Source organism: Campylobacter magnus (assembly GCF_028649595.1).
Lineage (GTDB): Bacteria > Campylobacterota > Campylobacteria > Campylobacterales > Campylobacteraceae > Campylobacter > Campylobacter magnus.
Map to the genome: position 1 here is coordinate 322,598 of NZ_JAQSLK010000001.1, position 18,636 is coordinate 341,233.

Annotated in this window: 20 protein-coding genes; 11 read left to right on the plus strand and 9 right to left on the minus strand. The window is 32.3% G+C overall.

Annotation, left to right across the window (positions count from 1 at the left end; all coding sequences use genetic code 11):
* The first annotated feature begins 11 nt into the window (after window positions 1-11).
* The 11 genes from PTQ34_RS01465 to PTQ34_RS01515 all read left to right on the plus strand — a co-directional run bounded on the left by PTQ34_RS01465 (window position 12) and on the right by PTQ34_RS01515 (window position 11,093).
* Complete coding sequence (locus tag PTQ34_RS01465; RefSeq protein WP_273931696.1) at window positions 12-431, plus strand: hypothetical protein; 420 nt, start codon at window positions 12-14, stop codon at window positions 429-431.
* Complete coding sequence (locus PTQ34_RS01470; RefSeq protein WP_273931697.1) at window positions 428-1,942, plus strand: FGGY-family carbohydrate kinase; 1,515 nt, start codon at window positions 428-430, stop codon at window positions 1,940-1,942. The genes PTQ34_RS01465 and PTQ34_RS01470 overlap by 4 nt, the downstream gene beginning before the upstream one ends.
* Before the next feature lie 407 nt (window positions 1,943-2,349).
* Window positions 2,350-3,216, plus strand: coding sequence for a hypothetical protein (locus PTQ34_RS01475; RefSeq protein ID WP_273931698.1), 867 nt, complete (start codon window positions 2,350-2,352; stop codon window positions 3,214-3,216).
* Window positions 3,217-3,334: 118 nt separating this feature from the next.
* Entirely contained in the window at window positions 3,335-4,027 is a 693-nt protein-coding gene (locus PTQ34_RS01480) for a class I SAM-dependent methyltransferase (RefSeq protein ID WP_273931699.1), read from the plus strand.
* Window positions 4,028-4,159: 132 nt separating this feature from the next.
* Window positions 4,160-5,458: a phosphoenolpyruvate mutase gene (gene aepX / locus PTQ34_RS01485; RefSeq protein WP_273931700.1), complete on the plus strand. Its 1,299-nt coding sequence runs from the start codon at window positions 4,160-4,162 to the stop codon at window positions 5,456-5,458.
* Between the two features lie 9 nt (window positions 5,459-5,467).
* The gene (gene aepY, locus PTQ34_RS01490) at window positions 5,468-6,571 is read left to right on the plus strand and encodes a phosphonopyruvate decarboxylase (RefSeq protein WP_273931701.1); all 1,104 of its coding nucleotides are present in this window, start codon (window positions 5,468-5,470) and stop codon (window positions 6,569-6,571) included.
* Complete coding sequence (locus PTQ34_RS01495; RefSeq protein ID WP_273931702.1) at window positions 6,568-7,296, plus strand: metallophosphoesterase family protein; 729 nt, start codon at window positions 6,568-6,570, stop codon at window positions 7,294-7,296. Before aepY ends, PTQ34_RS01495 begins: the two co-directional genes overlap by 4 nt.
* A 2-nt stretch (window positions 7,297-7,298) precedes the next feature.
* Window positions 7,299-8,291 (plus strand): NAD-dependent epimerase/dehydratase family protein, encoded by a 993-nt coding sequence (locus PTQ34_RS01500; RefSeq protein WP_273931704.1) that lies wholly within the window; start codon window positions 7,299-7,301, stop codon window positions 8,289-8,291.
* Window positions 8,288-9,031: a DUF6564 domain-containing protein gene (locus tag PTQ34_RS01505; protein ID WP_273931705.1), complete on the plus strand. Its 744-nt coding sequence runs from the start codon at window positions 8,288-8,290 to the stop codon at window positions 9,029-9,031. Before PTQ34_RS01500 ends, PTQ34_RS01505 begins: the two co-directional genes overlap by 4 nt.
* A 66-nt stretch (window positions 9,032-9,097) precedes the next feature.
* Complete coding sequence (locus PTQ34_RS01510; RefSeq protein ID WP_273931706.1) at window positions 9,098-10,210, plus strand: hypothetical protein; 1,113 nt, start codon at window positions 9,098-9,100, stop codon at window positions 10,208-10,210.
* Between the two features lie 4 nt (window positions 10,211-10,214).
* A complete protein-coding gene (locus PTQ34_RS01515; RefSeq protein ID WP_273931707.1) occupies window positions 10,215-11,093 on the plus strand; it encodes a nucleoside-diphosphate sugar epimerase/dehydratase in 879 nt (292 codons plus the stop codon).
* Between the two features lie 6 nt (window positions 11,094-11,099).
* Here the strand turns inward: PTQ34_RS01515 and PTQ34_RS01520 are convergent, their stop codons facing one another.
* The 9 genes from PTQ34_RS01520 to neuC all read right to left on the minus strand — a co-directional run bounded on the left by PTQ34_RS01520 (window position 11,100) and on the right by neuC (window position 18,580).
* Entirely contained in the window at window positions 11,100-11,597 is a 498-nt protein-coding gene (locus tag PTQ34_RS01520; RefSeq protein ID WP_273931708.1) for a hypothetical protein, read from the minus strand.
* A complete protein-coding gene (locus PTQ34_RS01525; RefSeq protein WP_273931709.1) occupies window positions 11,594-12,955 on the minus strand; it encodes an ANL family adenylate-forming protein in 1,362 nt (453 codons plus the stop codon). Before PTQ34_RS01525 ends, PTQ34_RS01520 begins: the two co-directional genes overlap by 4 nt.
* Window positions 12,952-13,665, minus strand: coding sequence for an SDR family NAD(P)-dependent oxidoreductase (locus PTQ34_RS01530; RefSeq protein WP_273931872.1), 714 nt, complete (start codon window positions 13,663-13,665; stop codon window positions 12,952-12,954). Before PTQ34_RS01530 ends, PTQ34_RS01525 begins: the two co-directional genes overlap by 4 nt.
* Window positions 13,658-13,939 carry a hypothetical protein gene (locus PTQ34_RS01535; protein ID WP_273931710.1) on the minus strand — a complete coding sequence of 94 codons (282 nt, stop codon included), beginning with the start codon at window positions 13,937-13,939 and terminating at the stop codon, window positions 13,658-13,660. Before PTQ34_RS01535 ends, PTQ34_RS01530 begins: the two co-directional genes overlap by 8 nt.
* A 79-nt stretch (window positions 13,940-14,018) precedes the next feature.
* Entirely contained in the window at window positions 14,019-14,786 is a 768-nt protein-coding gene (locus PTQ34_RS01540) for an oxidoreductase (protein ID WP_273931711.1), read from the minus strand.
* Complete coding sequence (locus tag PTQ34_RS01545; RefSeq protein WP_273931712.1) at window positions 14,780-15,481, minus strand: acylneuraminate cytidylyltransferase family protein; 702 nt, start codon at window positions 15,479-15,481, stop codon at window positions 14,780-14,782. The genes PTQ34_RS01540 and PTQ34_RS01545 overlap by 7 nt, the downstream gene beginning before the upstream one ends.
* Window positions 15,478-16,374, minus strand: coding sequence for a Gfo/Idh/MocA family protein (locus tag PTQ34_RS01550; RefSeq protein WP_273931713.1), 897 nt, complete (start codon window positions 16,372-16,374; stop codon window positions 15,478-15,480). The genes PTQ34_RS01545 and PTQ34_RS01550 overlap by 4 nt, the downstream gene beginning before the upstream one ends.
* Window positions 16,371-17,420 carry a nucleotidyltransferase family protein gene (locus PTQ34_RS01555; protein WP_273931714.1) on the minus strand — a complete coding sequence of 350 codons (1,050 nt, stop codon included), beginning with the start codon at window positions 17,418-17,420 and terminating at the stop codon, window positions 16,371-16,373. Before PTQ34_RS01555 ends, PTQ34_RS01550 begins: the two co-directional genes overlap by 4 nt.
* Window positions 17,408-18,580 (minus strand): UDP-N-acetylglucosamine 2-epimerase, encoded by a 1,173-nt coding sequence (neuC, locus tag PTQ34_RS01560; protein ID WP_273931715.1) that lies wholly within the window; start codon window positions 18,578-18,580, stop codon window positions 17,408-17,410. The genes PTQ34_RS01555 and neuC overlap by 13 nt, the downstream gene beginning before the upstream one ends.
* Window positions 18,581-18,636 lie beyond the last annotated feature (56 nt).

Genomic DNA, 18,636 nt, shown 5'->3' on the forward strand with positions numbered 1-18,636 from the left:
AAGACGATGATATGCTTTGTATCAATATGAGTTCAAGTCTATTTGTAAGTGATGAAATATTAAAAGATTCTTTTAGGGTTGCTAAAAAATATGGAAATGCATTTGCAGCTTTACAATGTGTATATAATAGTGCTGAAAGCTACGATGGCATTTCGTCAACAAAAATAAATTTTAAAGAAAAAAACAAAACTCTCAATATGCCTTGGACTGCTTCTTTTGGAAAGTTAAATGCTGTATACAAAAAAGCCTATAGAGAAAATATTGAAATAGGCGAGGCTTCTTATATGCCAACATTATTTTTAGCTTTAGGGGAGAAATTATATTTTTCTTTAGATGATGGACTTAATTTGATTCACATACAAAGACCAGCAGATATGCAAATAGCTGAGGCTATAATAGAGTATAGACAAAAGAAGGGGTTGATTCAATGAAATATTTAATGGGTGTGGATGAAGGAACTACTGGTTGTAAGGCTATTTTGTTTAATGCAAAAGGAGAACAGATTGCCATTACTTCAAAAGAATACTTATCGTATTATCCTCATCCAGGCTGGGTTGAACAAAATATAGAAGAGATTAAAAATGCTGTTTTTGAGTGTATAAAAGAGACAATCGTTAAATCAAAAGTAGATCCTAGTGACATTGTAGGTATTAGTCATTCTAATCAAGGTATTACGATGGTGCTTTTAGATGAAAATGAAAAACCTGTTTTTGATAACACTATAGGTTGGCAAGATTTGCGATATGTAGATATGTTGCCTGAGCTAATAAAAGAAGTTAATGTAGAAGAGTATTTAAATATTGCTGGAATGCAATTTGGCACTTATAATATTCCAGTTTTAAGATGGCTTTCAAAACACGAGTCAGAAAAATGGAACAAAGTAAGGAGGATTTGTTCTCATCAAGATTATTTTTTGAGACAGTATGGAGCTGATGGGTATTATATAGACGAAGGAAATGCAAATTTTCTTTCGATGGCTAGAATGGCGGATAATGAGTGGGATGAACGACTTATGAAATATTACAATGTAACTATTGATATGCTTCCTAAAATAATACACAATCCAGGTGCTGTACTCGGCAATGTTAGCAAAGAAACTTCATTGCTTACTGGTTTGCCAACTACTTGCAAGGTTTGCTTGGGAAATCTTGATACAAATTGTTGTGCAATTGGAGCAGGAGCTGCGAAGACCGGAACTCAGCTTTTAATAATGGGTACAGCTGGAGTATCTATATTTGTAACAGATAAAAATAAACTTGACCCAAATGGTAGACTTACAGTTAGATCAAATCCTGGTTTTGGAAACTGGCAAAATTATATTATGACAAATACTGGCGCATCTGCTTTTAGATGGTTTAGGGATGCTATATGTTCTATGGAAGTAGCTACTTCAAGCTTGATGAAGATGGATCCTTATGATATCATTACAGCAATAGCATCTCACTCAAAACCTGGAGCAAACGGAGTGATTGCTCTAACTTGCATCCAAGGTTCTCATACAAGGATGAAAAATGAAAATGCAAGAGGAAGTATTTTTGGCATAAATCTTGGTACTAGCAAATCAGATTTAGCTCAAGCAATATTAGAAGGTATTTGCTATGAAATGAAGGATATAATGTCTATGAACGAGGAATTATCTGGCGAAGTTAAGTATGTCAGGCTTTGTGGAGGCGTAGCTAAAAGCCCTATGTGGTCTCAAATGTTTGCCGATGTTTTGCAAAAACCAGTAGAGTTAACAGAAGTATCAGAATTGGGCGCGCTTGGTGCAGCCATGTGTGCTGGCATAGGAGCTGGGCTTTTTGAAGATTGCAAAGATGCTATTTTAAAATGTGTAAAAATTAAAAAAAAATATAATCCAGATGAAAATAAAATTGCAGATTATAGTAAAACTTTTAAAAAATGGCAAGATTATTATAAGATAGCAAATGAACAGATTTATTGATATTTAATCTTAAATTTTATCCAGCAACAATAAAAGTATGGAAATGTTAACTCGCATAAAATATTTTTATTATTGCTTGGTATAAAGTGATAATAAAATCAAATCAGTAATAAACTATATACTTACTTTTAAATTAATAAAATTTTATTTATTCTCATAGAACTTTACAGTTTTTAAAGTCTACCAAGTTTAACATTGTTTTAACAAACTTCTTAAAAATATCAATAACTAATGCTTTAATATTATAAAATCAAGAAAATTATTTAAATTTGATAAAATTATATATAAGTTAATTGACTATGATATAGTTATTAATTTAATAAATTAACTATTTTTATTGAAAATTTATTTTAAATTTTATATAATGTTAAAATTTAAAGATTCTAAAATAATGGAAGGTATATTTTATGAAAAAAGCAATAATTTTTAGTGTAGGTTTTGCTGGCAGGGCAATATATAGAAAAGCAAAGGATGAATATCAGATCATTGGTTTTATAGATAGCAATAAAGAAATATCTGGTTCAAAATATGAAGGAATAACTATATATTGTGTAGATGAAATCAATAATTTAGATTTTGATGTTATTTTATTTGGAGGAATTTGGTATGAAGAAATGGAAAAACAATTATTATCTCTTGGTATAGATAAAAATAAAATTATTTTAGTTCCAGAGTCAGAGATTCCATACTCTACAAATAAGAGGGAAGAAGCTACAGATGAAGCAATAAAAAAACTTGATATTTTCTTTAATTCTAAAAATATAAAATATATAGTCTATGGTTCAAGCTTGATAACTATTCTTAGAAAAAAATCACTTAGTTGTGTAACTGATGTAGATCTCATACTTGCAGATTACAAAAATTTGGAATTTTTAGCAAATAATTTAGCCAATTCATTCCCAGAATATAATATATCTATAAAATATTTTGAAAAAGATACTTTTACTAGAAAAAAAGGAGATATCAGGCAAATTGTAATAAATGATAATTCAGATGAAAAAATATCTTTTGATATTATATCAATGTTCACTTGTGGGAATTTTTTAGTTCATACTTATGTAAATAAATTTATTTATTATCCAAAACATATGTTTGATAATATTATTAGATATCCTTATAAAGATTTTGATTTACCAATTCCGAAACATTACGATGAAATTCTTACAGCTTTGTATGGCAAGGATTACATAATACCGCCAAAAAAGTGGTCGAACAATGATTATGGCAATATTATAACAAAAGAAGAGCTAGAAAAATTAGTAAACAAAAAATAGAATTTATTAGATACAAAACGCAATGAGTTCGTAATAGTACCGTTTATGTACAAAGTAATTTTGTTATATAATAAATGCTTTAAATAAACTATACTAAACATTTAATTTGGAGTATAAAATGACAAAAATAGAAAAATCGTTAGCAAATATGCAAGAAATATCAAAAGCTGGTTTTTTACGCTATCCAGATGAATTTGTTGTAGGTTATTTTGCTAGAAATTCTTGGAATAGAGTATTGGATTTTGGCTGTTCTACAGGAAGGCATACAAAAGTTTTGTGCGAATTAGCCAGTGAAAGAGAGACTGGAATATGTGACATTGGGGGGGGGCAGCAAGTAAAATTAAAAAATCATACCATTTATGCTCTTGATCTTGATATTGAAGTTTTGGCTTTAGCTAAAAAACGAGCACCTTATTCTGTCACTATTACTCCAGAACAAATAAACATAATACCAGAAACATCATTGGATAGTGTTCTTACATGGAATTGTTTGCATATGAACAGCATAACAGAACAAGAAAAAATAATAAAAACTTTCAATCGCTTGCTAAAACAAGGAGGAACAATAGTATCAAATCATATAAGCACAAAAGATAGCAAACATACAACAAACAGTATTGAAAATATCGTAGAATATAAGAGTAAAAATCGTAGCTATGAAATTATATTATACTTTTATAATTTAGAAAAAATAAAGGAAATATATACAAAGAATGGTTTTGATATTATAGAAATTTACAAAAGAACGAAGGAAAACCTATTAAACAATCACATAGTGGAATATTATTTAATTGTTGCACAGAAAAAATAATTTTAAAATAACAATATAGATCATTTTTAACCATATAAATAATCTATTTTATTATTTTATTTTACTATATTTATTGTAATTAAAGAAAGAAAAAGGAATAATTCTTACAATAAATAAATAGGTGCAAAAATAATGAAAACAGTATATCTTGGAATGACTGGAGATATTATTCATCCTGGTCTAATATCTATCATTCAAAAAGGTGTAGAATACGGTGAGCTTACAATAGGATTACTCACAGACAAAGCAATAGCTACTCATAAACGCTTGCCGTATCTTACTTATTCTCAACGCAAACAAATTGTAGAAAATATAAAAGGTGTAAGCAAAGTTATCCCTCAAGATGAATGGAGTTATATACCAAATTTAAGACTTTTAAAACCTGATTACATAATCCATGGGGATGATTGGAAGGAAGGTAAAAACTCTAAGCTAAGAGCTGAAGTTTTTGAAGTGATGAAAGAATGGGGTGGAGAGGTCATAGAAATCCCATATACAAAAGGCATAGATCAAACAGCCCTAGATAGTGATAGCAAAATTATAGCAAGCACACCAGAGGTTCGTCTGCGTTCTTTGCGCCGCTTGCTTGATGCAAAGGACTTTTTGCGCTTTATGGAGGCACATTCTGGACTTAGTGGGCTTATAGTAGAGCATGCTAAAGTGGAATGTAAAAATATCACAAAACGCTTTGATGGTATGTGGTCATCAAGCCTGACTGATTCAGCCACAAAAGGCAAGCCAGATATCGAAGCAGTAGACCTTACAAGCCGCTTACAAGGGCTTAGTGATATTTTAGAATGTACTACAAAGCCAATCATTTTTGATGGAGATACTGGAGGAATTGCAGAGCACTTTGTTTTTATGGTAAGAACTTTGGAGAGAAATGGTGTTTCAGCTGTGATTATAGAAGATAAAATGGGGCTTAAAAAGAACTCACTTTTTGGTACAGCTGTCAAACAAGAACTAGCTAGCACAGAAGAGTTTTGCAATAAAATTGCTATGGGAAAAAAAGCTCAGCTTACTGATGAGTTTATGATAATAGCGCGAATTGAAGAGCTAATCGCTGGCAAAAGCGTAAGTGATGCACTAACAAGAGCTTTTGCTAGTGTAGAAGCTGGTGCCGATGGTATAATGATACACAGTAAAAAAAAGAGTGGTGAAGACATAAAAGAGTTTTGTCTAGAATTTCGCAAAAAATACTCTAGAATTCCTTTGGTTCTAGTTCCTACTTCATATAATCACATAAAAGAAGCTGAGCTAGCAAACTGGGGGGCAAATATAATAATCTACGCAAATCACTTGTTGCGTGCATCATATCCTGCTATGCAAAAGTGTGCTAAAAGTATATTGCAAAACGAACGCTCATTAGAGGCTGATGAGTTATGTATGTCTATAAAAAATGTAATAGAGCTAATACCACAAGGTGTATAAGGTAACAAAATGATAGATATAAAAGAGTTTTTTGCTGAGCTTAGTGTAAATGGCATTGAGTTTTTTAGCGGTGTACCCGACTCTTTGCTAAAAAGCTTTTGTGCTTATGCTGGCAAAAATGCAAAAAAACACATAATAGCACAAAATGAAGGTGGAGCAGTAGCGCTAGGTGCTGGATATCATCTAGCCACTGGTAAGATTCCACTTATATATATGCAAAACTCAGGTATAGGCAATGCTATAAATCCGCTTTTATCTTTATGCGATGAGCTTGTGTATGCTTTGCCTTGTTTGCTTTTAATCGGTTGGCGTGGAGAACCTGGCATAAAAGACGAGCCACAACACATAAGGCAAGGTGAAGTAACATGCGAGCTTTTAAATTCATCTAGAATTCCCTATGAGATTTTGGACCCAGATTGCTACAAAGAGCAATTAAATAAAGCATTTAAGTATATGATAACAAAATCTGCACCCTTTGCTTTGGTAGCAAGAAAAGGAACTTTTAGTGAGTTTAAAGCTGAAGACTCTACTTTTTTTAGCACTGCTTTAAGTAGAGAAAAAGCTATAGAAATTTGTATAAAAGAGTTAAAAAACTCGGTCTTTATCTCTACTACTGGCATGGCAAGTAGAGAGCTTTTTGAGCTTAGAGAAAGTTTAAACCAAAGTCATACGAGTGATTTTCTTTGTGTGGGAAACATGGGACATGCTAGTTCTATAGCCCTTTCTATCGCTAATGAGAAAAAAAATAGTCATATAGTCTGTATAGATGGTGATGGAGCAACCCTTATGCACATGGGTGCAATGGCGATAATCGGCTCTCAAAAGCCAAAAAATCTACTTCATATCGTGCTAAATAATGCTGCTCACGACTCAGTGGGAGCTCAGCCAACTTGTGCCAATAAGATTGATTTATGTGCTATTGCTAAGGCCTGTGGCTATGATAAGGCGATATGTGCAAATGATGAAATTAGTCTACAAAATGCTCTTAATGGTATAAAAAATGAACTCACATTTTTAGAAATAAAAGTAAAAATCGGCGCAAGAAGCGACCTAGGCAGACCAACAACTACGCCTGCACAAAATAAAAAGAATTTTATGGAATTTTTAAAATGAAAATAGCTATATTATCTGATATACATGGCAATCTAGAAGCATTTGATTCGGTTCTAAAATATATAGATACTCAAAAAGATATAAATGCTTTTTTATTTTTAGGTGATTTAATAGACTATGGCCCACATTCAAATGAAGTTATAGAGATGATAAAAAATATAAAATTGCCGATTTTATGTAACATATGGGGGAATCATGAGTATGCAATTATAAATAAAAATTATGAAAAATTTTCTTCTGCAAGAGCAATAGAATCGGCAAAATATACTTTTTCCAAATTAAGCAAAAAAAGTATAGATTACATAAAATTTAATATGAAAAATGAAGCAATGCTAGAACTTAATATTTCTCAGCTCAAGTGCTTATGCATCCATGGTAATATTGAAGATAATTATTGGGGAAAATTATCTTTAAGTGATAATTTAAATGAGTATTTCGAGTATGATTTTGTATTTTCCGGACATTCTCACGAACCACATTTTTTTGAAAAATATTATAAAATTAACAATAAAGCAAAAAGAAATAGAAAAAAAACTATTTTTATCAATCCTGGCTCAGTCGGTCAACCTAGAAATCAAAATTCTATGGCACAGTTTGCAATAGTTGATATTATAACGCAAGAAGTAATTTTTAAAAAAATTAAATACAATATAGAAAAAGAAATGTATTGTTTTAGTAATAATGTAGATATATTTTATAAAAATAGATTGAAATACGGAGTTTAAGAATGGCAGATTTATATGTAATAAGTGGTGTTAGTGGCATGACTGGCAACGAATTAGCTAGGCAACTTCTAAAAGAAGATAATTATGTAATTGGATTTGATAATTTTTTTGCTTCTAGTATTAAAACAATAGATGACATACTATCAATAAAAAATTTTGAGTTTTATGAATATGATTTAAATAATATAGGCAGCATGGAAGAAATTGAGCAAATCGTAAAAAATAAAAAAGAAAACTTTTCTCGTTTGATATATATAAATTGTGCTGCTGTTGTCCATACAGAATATTTCTATGAAGTAAATAGTACTTTTAATACTAATGTACTTGGCATGAAAAACTTTTTAGAACAGGCAATAAGGCAAAAGGCTGATATTTTTATAAATTGTTCAACTTCAGAAGTGTATTCTATGCAATCATGTAAAGATGATAATGCAGGCATGAAAGAGAGCGATTTTATAACAATGTCAAACGCAGAGCATAGCCAAAGAACTAGTTACGCTACCGGCAAACTTCTAACTGAATTTTTCATGAAAGATGCTGTTGATAAAAATAAAATAAAAGGTTGTTCTATACGCTTTGCAAATGTGTATAGTAAAAATGAGTTATATCCTAAGCATATAATACCTCATATATTAACTTCTTTATTTAGAAATAAGGAGGTAATATTATTAGAAAATTCTAAAGAAAACAAAAGAACATTTTTAAATAACATTGACAGCTGCTCAGCTATAATAGCTTTAATAAACTCTCAAGATGCGCTAGATGGTTCTATTTACAATGTAGCAACCGATGAAGAAATATCTATCTTAGACCTTGTTTCGCTTTGTGCTAAAAAACTCAATATAGACAATCCGAAAATAGTTTTTAGTGGATATCGAAAATCTGATCCTAAACGAAGAATTTTAGATATTTCAAAAATTAAAAGCAAAACCAAGTGGATTCCAAAAATAAACTTAGAAAAAGGAATCGAAATGTGTATAAAAGAACTAATATGAAAATTCTAATTTTAAGCACTGCCGGAATTTCTTCTAGATTTAATACTTCTTTAAAAAGTAAAAAACCAGTGTTAAAATCTATTTTTTATAAAAACACTCCAAAACACTCTTTGCTTGGAAGATTTTTAGAATTTCATAAATATTTTGATAAAATTATTATAGTAGGTGGATTTTTATTTAATGAATTAGAAGCAACTCTGAAATATTTTAATACAAACAATATAGATTTAATTTATAATGATAAATATAACAGTTTAGGAAGTGGTTACAGTCTATACCTTGGATTAAAAAAAACATTAGAATATAATTTTAGTGAAATCATATTTTCCGAGGGGGATCTATTTGTAGATAAAGATAATTTTTTAAAAATTATAAAATCTCCAAAAGATACTATAAGTATAAATAATCATGATATATATGCAAATAAGTCGGTATCTCTATACATAAACACTAAAAATCATATAAAGTATATTTATGATAAATCGCACAACTCATTAGAGATTTTAGAACCTTTTACTGCTATTTTCAATTCTGCACAAATATGGAAATTTTCAAACACCAAAAAAATAAGAAATATAATCAATAAATGTCAAGAAAGTATATTTAAAGATACAAATTTAGAATTTATACAAAAATATTTTAGTGATGTGGATATAAATAATTGTGCTATAATAAAGTTTAAGAAATGGATAAATTGTAACACAATAGATGATTTTGAAAAAATAAATTTTAGAGGATAGATTATGTTGGAACAAAAACTCCAAAATATCAAAAAACAAATATTACAAAAACAAAAAATACGAATAATGATAATAGGGTTAGGAAGTGTTGGTAATTATTTATTAAATTATCTATTATCTAGCAGTGATGAATATATAGAGATTTGTGTTTGCGGTAGAGATAAAGAAAAAATGAGTTTAGATGTAAACATAGCTACTATATCATCTGCTATAAGACAACAAAATAAAACAAAAGTATCCATAATTGGCGATATAGATCTTTCAAGTATACAACAAATCACTGATGCAATAAACACTTTTAAGCCAAATATAATAGTAAATAGCAGTAGAGCATACACAGGATTAAAATATGGCAGTATATCATGGCACAACCTAAGAGCTTATGGAATTTGGTCGCCACTTGCTATGCGCTTTACAAAAAATATCATGCAGGCATATGATAATGCTAATTCCGATGCAATAGTGATAAACACATCATACTCAGACGCAACAATACCATGGTTAAAAAGTGCAAACAAATCATATCCTGACTTTGGTAGTGGAAATATAAACCACCTTATACCGCGCATTAAACTTGCTGTATCAAGTGCACTAGATATAAAAGATTGGTGGAATATAGACATAACATTTGCTGTATCGCACTTTCATGATGTAGTAATAAGCAAAGAAGGTCATAGCGAAGGTATAGATATGCTAATAGACATAAGATATAATAACAAAAAAATAAACATAAATATAAATGATGTTTTAGCAAAATGCAATATATCAATGCCAACGAATGCTACAAGAAATCAAATGAATGCTTCTAGTAACTACGAAATTATTAAAGCTATCTTGAATGCTACAAGATTCAAAAAAATTATTAAGTTACACTGCCCTGGTGTTTTTGGTGAGATAGGCGGATATCCGGTGATAATTAATGGTAAAAGATTAAGTGCTTATTTTTGTGAAGATTATTTTACCATAGAACAAATGCGATTAAAAAATAAGGAATCGATATATTTGGATGGCATAGAAGATATTCAAAATGGCACTCTAATTTACACAGATGAGCTAATACAAAAAACAAAAAAAGCTTTCAATGTAGAACTACCAAAATATGTACAACTAAACGAAATAGAACAAGTAAGTGATTTCATAATAAAAAATATCATATTAAGAAATATAGAAAGTAAATAGAAACATGAAAAAAATAGTAATCTTTGGCACTGGTAATGCCGGCAGAGCTATATATAGAACATTCAAAGACAATAAAGAATATAAAATAGTGGCTTTTATAGATAATAATAAAGACATGGTTGGTAAGGATTACAAAGGAATTTCTATATTTTCTCCAAATGAGTATGACAAACTAGAATTTGATTATATTGCATATGGCGGGGTTTGGCATAAACAGATGAAAACTCAGCTAAAAAACCTTGGAATTCTAGATGAAAAAATAAAACTAATAAGCGAAGATGAGCTAATATATACAAGTGATGAGAGAGAAAAATCGGTAGATAATATAGTAAAAAAACTTGATGAGTATTTACAAAGCAAAAATATAGAATATTATTTAGAAGGTAGTAGTGGACTATATCTATTAAGAGGAAAGTCCCTAAGTTATGGATCTGATGTGGATATTTTTGTATTAAAATACGATGAATTACTTATTCTAGCGCAAGAATTGCCTAAAATTTTTAGCGATTTAAATATAGAAATAGTAAAGTTTCAAAAAGATGATTTGGTTCGTAAAAAAAACCAAATCGACCGTATATGCATAACAGATAATAGCGAAGAAAAAGTCATCATAGATATAGGTATGCCAGATGAATATGGTGAATATTTAGTGACAAACTATAATAATAATAAATTTTTTTATATACCAAAATGGGTGTACGAGGGTGGCTTTGTAAGAATGCCATATAAAAATTTTTATGTAAGCATGTTAGCAAAATACGATGATTTTTTTACTATTACTTATGGCAAAAACTACATTGAAGTGCCAAAAAGTTGGAGCGAAAGTGATTATGGTAATCTAGTAAGTATTGATGAGCTAAAACAAATGTGTAAGAAAAAATAAATTATGCTATAAAAAATATATTTTATTTGATAATAAATCTATTTTTTCTTTTATTTTTTTATTTTTGATTTGTAAATCAGCCTTTTTTAGCTCTAAATGAAAAAAATCACTATCCTCAGCTTTAATCTTAAAGCCAAAAAATTGATTTAATTCTAGTGCTTTTACATTTGTTTTTCTTATATCTGCTCGTAAAAGCTCCCTACTCTCCAAGCATTTTTGCAAAAATCTATAAGCACAAGCAAACTTTAAAAATGGATTTATCTCAGGGGCAAAAAACACTCCCCAAAAATCATTATTTACATTTACCCCACCTAGCAAAATATCATTTTCATAAATAGCAAAGTATCTGCCACTCTTTAAATTCTCGCACCACGCAAGGTGATTTTCTAGCAAAATCGCGCTAGTATCATTAGAGCTAAACCTTACTTCATCGCTGTTTCTAAGCTCTAAAAGCCTTTTATGCTCACTTAAACTTAAAAGTTTATAATCTTTAAAAACTATCAAGCTCGCACCTTTTTAAACCTATTTGTAAAAGCGATTTTTTCTACCACATTTATCTTGCTAGGGATTTTATAGCGTTCTAGTTTGCTAGCGCAAGTGCTTCTTATTAGTTTTTTTAGCTCATCTTTAGCCATAGTATTTTTTAGCACTACATCGCAGCTTACACTCTGCCCTGTAATAGCGTTTTTCTCTCCATACACTACGCAATCAGCGATATTTTCTAGCTCCATTATCACGCTTTCTATCTCGCTTGGCAGAGCTTTTTTACCACCTATATTTATTAGCTCTTTTACGCGGCCAACGATTTTTAGATATTCCACGTCACGCAAGACTAGATCGCCTGTTTTAAACCAACCATCTTTAAAAGCGCTCATATCAGCATTTAAATAGCCTAAAATCTGCGTTTTGCTCTTTATCCACAGCTCGCCATTTACGATTTTATATTCTGCGTCATTTAGTTTTATATAAGTAGAGCTTGATGACTTTGAGCTAGTATTTAGTATGCCAGTCTCACTAGTGCCAAAGGTTTGTAAGAACTTTACTTTTTTAAAAGTAGCTTTTAGGCGAGCAAGCAGGCTCTCACTCATAGCCTCTGTGCCGTAAGTTATCATTTTTAGGCTACTTAGGTCGTATTTTTTATGAGCATTGCTCATTAAAATTAGATTTAAAAAAGTAGGATTTGAGGGCAAAACTGAGATTTTATATTTTTCTATTAAAGCGCAGATTTCATCGCTATTTCTCTCTCTTGGTATGATTGCTGTGCTTAAAGTAGCTAGGATGTTTAAAAGCGTATTTATTCCACCGATGTGATCAAAAAGCAAAAAAAGTAGCATATTTAGTTTGCGTGGCTTTTTGGCTTCAAAGCTAGAAATAAGCGTATTAAGGTCGTGGACCATAGCCTTTGGTTTGCCTGTGCTTCCTGAGCTAAATAGCACTAGACCAGCATGGTTTTGCCTAAAAAGATTTTCTATAATAGCGTGTTTTTTATCATTTGTTTCTAGGAATTCTAGATTGGGGAATTCTAGTTTATGGAATTTAGAATTAGGGAATTCTAGTTTAGGGAATTCTAGAATTCCTGCATTTATTTTTATATCTGCCATGCTTTCTTTTAGCGCAGTTTCATTACACTCTACAAGTGGGACTATGATATTTTTATTTTCATAAAGAGCTAAAAACAAAGCAATATTATAAAAACTATATCCACCGATTATAGCTACTACTTTGTTCCCAATGCCTTTTAGCGTAGTGCTAGATAAATCTAGAATTCCCTCTAAAAGCTCGCCATAAGTATAGCTTTTGCCATCATCTATTATAGCGATTTTATCAGCATTATCTCTAAATCTTTCAAGCAAAAAACTCATCTTAAAACCCCACCAAGCGTGATAATCTGCCCTGTGATAAAATCACTTTTTTGGCTTATAAAAAAATCAATCACATTTATAATATCGCCAAATTCGCCAAATCTTTTTATAGCTTGCTGTTCTAAAAGTGCCTTTATTTTATCCTTTGGCACGGCTTTTATAAGATCAGTTTGCACAGGCGTGAGAGCGATAGCATTTACCCTTATAGAGTAGCTTGCTAGCTCTTTTGCCATGGTTTTAGTTAGACTCTCGCAAGCAGCCTTGCTAGCAGCATATATCGCCTCGCCCTCCAAGCAAAGCGGGGCTGCAACAGAGCTAAAGTTTATTATCACACCACTTTTAGCACTATTTTTATTACTTATCATGACCTTTGCCACCTCACGGCTCAGCAAAAAAGCACCTAGAAAATTCACATCAACTAATCTTTTTGCGCTCTCATAGCTAGTGGTTAGGATATGATTCATGGACGCCATGCCAGCGTTATTTAGACAAATGTCAATTTTGCCAAACTCTTTTTTAGCAGCCCTCACCATAGAGACCACGGCTTTTTCATCATTTATATCTAGGATAAAGTGGCGGTAGTTTTTATGCGCTATATCGCTAGGGCTTCTAGCACAGCCTACTACTATATCGCCGCATTTTAGGTAGTGCTCGCTTAAAGCCTTGCCGATACCACGACTAGAGCCTGAGATGATAAAAACTCTACACATGCTTTGAGATATACTCACAAAGCGAGCCTACATCACGAAATGGTGAGTCAAAAGCACTCATTGCCTTCTCATCAGCTAGCACTACATTTTTGCCTAGCTCGCTTTCAATTTTTTCTTCTATATCAACCACAAGTGTAACCAAGTCTATGCTAGAAATGCTAGAGTTTTTGCCATATAGTCTTGTTGTCTCATCAGCATTTTTTAGACTCTCATCGCCTAGCTCATCGCCAAGGGTTTTTAGAGCTTCTAAAACGATTTGTTTGATTTTTTCCATAATTTTTCCTAAAAAACTACAATTTTACAACATTTAAAATAAAACTTTAATAAAATATTTTTAAGGAATTCTAGAATTCCTACAAACAAAAACCATCATCAACTACGATATTTTGTCCATTGACACAAGCACTAGCATCGCTTAACAAAAACAACGCTGCGCCACAAATATCGCTAGGATCTAGCATTCCTTTATTTAAGCAAACATTTTTGTACTGCTGTAAAAAAATAGGATTTTGCCCATCTAAAATTCCACCTGGGCTAATGCAATTTACTCTAATATTAGAGCCTTTTAAGTATTTTGCTAGATATTTTACCATGTGAATTAGCCCAGCTTTTATAGCACTGTATGCTATAGGCGAGCTCATCGGCGTGTCTTTATAGGTCTCAAACTTTGGTGCTACAACGCCTTGGATGGATGAGAGCATTATGATATTTCCAGCATTTTTAGTTTTAAAAAATCTAGCGAATTCTTGCATAAACAAAAACGCGCCGCCAAGCTGCATATTTGTATTTTTACAAAAATCCTCATAACTAGCATCAAAAAAATATGCCCCAAAATCCTTAGTGCGTGGATATGCCGCATTTATAGCGGCATCAATCTTGCCAAAGTTACTAAGCGTAAAATCAATACATTTTAAAATCAAATCTTTATCACAAAGATCAAATTTCACAAACTCTACATTGCTAGAAAACTTAGTTTTTAGCTCATCACAATACTTCTTGCCCTCTGCTTCGTTTATATCAGCAATTACTGCTTTTGCGCCATTTTCAAGGACTGATTTTACAAAGCTTTTTCCTATGAGCCCTGCTCCGCCAGCTATCACTACTACTTTGTCTTTTAACATTTTTGCTTCCTTATTATAAACTCTACAAACTCAAAATCAAGCTCGCTATCAATGTCAATAGAGCGAATTTCTGGCATCACATAAAGCCCAGTTCGCTCTGTAAATACACTATCACACTCCAAAATCGCCCTTTTTTTCCAAATGTAAATAGAGGCATTCATATCATAAGTTTTTGGCGCATCTTGGCGCCTTAAAATAGACTTAGCTAGTGGCTTGCTAAGCCCCACTTTGCCACGCTCATCAAACTCAATTAGATTAAAATACGGACTTCTGCGACTTGGCATAGCTGTTATTAAAATATCATTTTCATCTTTTAAAAACTGCTCAAAAGCCGCTGTTATATCGCTAGGCAAACGCAAAGGCGAAGTAGCATCAAGGTCTACTAAATACTTAAATTCCTTGCCAAAATATTTTTCGCTACGCAAAAATGCATCCCTTATAGCTGGAATTTTGCCAGCCGTATCGCTAGCAAGCTCTGCTTCCCTTTTAAAAAACACCTCAGCACCATACTTTATAGCAACGCTTGCTATTTCATCGCTATCTGTGCTAAGCACAACATGCTCAAAAAGCCCACAAGCCCTAGCTTGTTCTATGCTATAAGCGATAAGCGGCTTGCCACAAAGCTCTTTTATGTTTTTGTTTTTTACGCCTTTGCTGCCACCTCTAGCGCAAATTGTGCATAGTGCCTCACTCATTTATCCCCCTTTTGAACTGCATTTATAATCTCCATTGTCTTTAGACCAAACTCATAATCGCAAGCAAACTCTTTTTTACCTAAAATATCTTCATGCATAGCTTTAAAACTAGAATTCCTTTCTATTTTTACTAGGAATTCTAGAATTTCTCCATTTTTATCAGCGATTTTTAGGCATCCAGCGATAAAATCAAGCAAAAAAGTTTTATTTAAAGTTTCTATTAAAAGCGTTCTTTGCGTGATTTTACTTATATAATCTAAGCTAACGCTAATAATTTCTCCATTTTTGCCTTTAGCAAAAAAGGCACAAAAATCATGGCTTGAAATCTCTAAATCAGAGATTTTCTCATCCATACTAAAACTTAGCTCAAAATCGCCCAAAAGCCACAGTAAATAATCAATCTCATGACTAAGGTCTAGCAAAACTCCACCACCACGCTCTTTGTCACTGCTATAAGAGGCTCTATAATCAGTATTTGGCCTCCAAGTAGGCAAATACGAAGAGCATTTTGCCTGCGCGAAAATTATTTTTTCATTTTTTAGCTCGTTTTTTAGCTTTAAAAGCAAGGGATGATAGCGCAAAACATAGCCTACAAAAACTGAGTTTTCTAGCTTTAAATGCGCTTTTTTACTCTCAAAAAGCGGTTTTTCACAAAATATAATTTTATTTTTAACATTTTTATTTAGGAATTCTAGATTTTCAAAATGCTTATTTGTAGGCGTAGCAATCACAAAATAATCAAACTCGCTAAGCGGAATTTCGTCAAAACTCTTATAGCTTTTAAACTCTTTTAAATCCTTGCTTGTAAGCACCTCTACTTCGTGTCCTAAGCTGCTTAAAACCTCACAATGCCTGCTGCCAATAGAGCCATAGCCTACAACCAAAACTCTCATAACCCAAAAACTCCCTCATACTCATCATTTGCCCTTCTATACTCGTCCATTCTGCCAATATCAAGCCAATACTCACGGATAGGAAAAGGATGAATTGGAAAATCGTGCTTTAAAAGCTCACTAAAAAGCGTTGGCATATCGTAAAAAACGCCATTTGGGATAAAATCAAGCACAATAGGGCTAAACATATAAATCCCAGCACTTACAAAAAAGCTCTGCGTAGGCTTTTCTTCTATTGAAGTTACTTTATTTGCCCTTACATTTACCACGCCATAAGGCACTTGCATTTCATATTTGCGGATACAAATGCTAGCTAGGGCATTGCTATCTTTATGATATTCGTGTAAATACTCAAAATTTACATTTGTTAGCAAATCGCCGTTCATTACAAAAAAATCATCTTTTGGTCTTTCTTTAAGCAAGCTGAGTGCCCCAGCTGTCCCCATGCGCTTACTTTCTAAAACATACTCTATTTTTACGCCAAACTTATCTCCATTTCCAAAATACTCTTTTATTATCTCAGATTTATAGTTTACACACATTATTATATCTGTGTAGCCATACTTTGCGAAGTTTTCTACTATGGTGTGTAAAATCGGCTTGTTTCCTACATCTAGCATTGGTTTTGGCACATCATTTGTAAGAGGTCTAAGCCTAGTGCCAAGTCCCCCAACCATCAAAATCACTTTATTTGGCTTATTTTTTGGAGCCAAAAACTCCCTTATATCTTGAATTCCTATTAGCTTGCCATTAGATATAATAGGTATTTGATGAAGCTTTTTTTCATTTGCTAACTCCAGAATTCGCTCTTTTGTATCATTTATATTTGCTACTACTGGATGCTTGTTTATTATGCCGGCTATACTATCACCTAGGCTCATGCCTTTTAAAAGTGCTCGCCTTATATCGCCATCGTTTAACATACCAAGTAGCAAGCCATCATCACTTAGCACCACAGCTACTTTTATAGCACCTTTATCTATTACTTCTAGGGCCTCCTTTATACTTGCGTTTTGATTTATTTTTATCTCATCTATTTTATACATTTTGCATCCAAATCATAAAATTTCTTTTTTAAAATACCATTTAATTTTATATTTTCTAGCACTTTGATTATTTTTTTACTAGCAAAACCTGAGCCATAAGGATTTTTAACACTTTTTAACTTTGCTTGAAAATCCTTTGAATACGCCTTTTTAATAGCCTTTAAAATAGCTGATTTATCGCATTTTGCATCAATTATGCTAGGTGCTTTTATCCTGCCTTTTTGGCGATTGCCTATATTTATGGTGGCTTTTTTTAGACTTGGGGCTTCACTAATGCCACTTGAGCTATTGCCAAGTACTATATCAGCGTGCTTTATCGCACTTAGGTATCGCAACTGCCCAAGACTCATTACAAAAATAGCCTTTTTTGGGTTTTTAAGGCAGTAGCTTTGAGCCATTTCATTTATGATTTTTCCACCATTATCAGCGTTTGCGCCTGTAAAGATAAAATGCGTATCTTTAAGGCTATCAAGTGCGTTTAAAATCTGCGAAAATTGCTTGCTAGCAGATTTTTTCTCTATCGTTTGTGGATGAAAAGTTACTAAAATATTTTTCTTGCCAAGCTTAAAGCCTAGCGAGTTTTCAAAATCTTTTTTGCCCAAAAGCTCTAAACGCTTAATGTTTTCAACCCCAAGACCGCCTACATTATACACCCTAGCAGGATTTTCGCCTAGCTGGATAATGCGCCTTTTATAAAGACTTGTGGCACAAAAATGAATATGACTCATTTTTGTTAAAGCATGGCGAATACCCTCATCAATCGCACCTTGCGTGCTCTCTCCGCCGTGGATATGCGCTAGTGGGATAGCCCTTAGCATGCCAGCGATACCAGCACTTAGCATTTCGTATCTATCGCCTAAAAGCATCATTATATCAGGCCTAACCTGCTCTAAAACCTTGCTAAATCCAGCCACACCTGCGCTAAAAGCCAAACAAAGCGCAGTTTCATCATCGTTTTCTAGCCCCAAAGGAACTTTATAAAAATGCTTAAAATCACGCTCTATTTCTTTATAAGTTAACCCCAAACGCTCTTCTAAATGTGAGCCAGATAGCACCAAGCTAAGCTCTAAAAATCTGCTTTTTTCTATTTCTTTAAGCAGCCAAAAAAGCAAGCCATAATCAGCCCGACTCGTGCTTACAACGCAGATTTTTCGCTTCATTTTTACCTCAATTTTCTAAATTTATTCTAAAATTCTGTCTAAAATTCCCTCTAAAA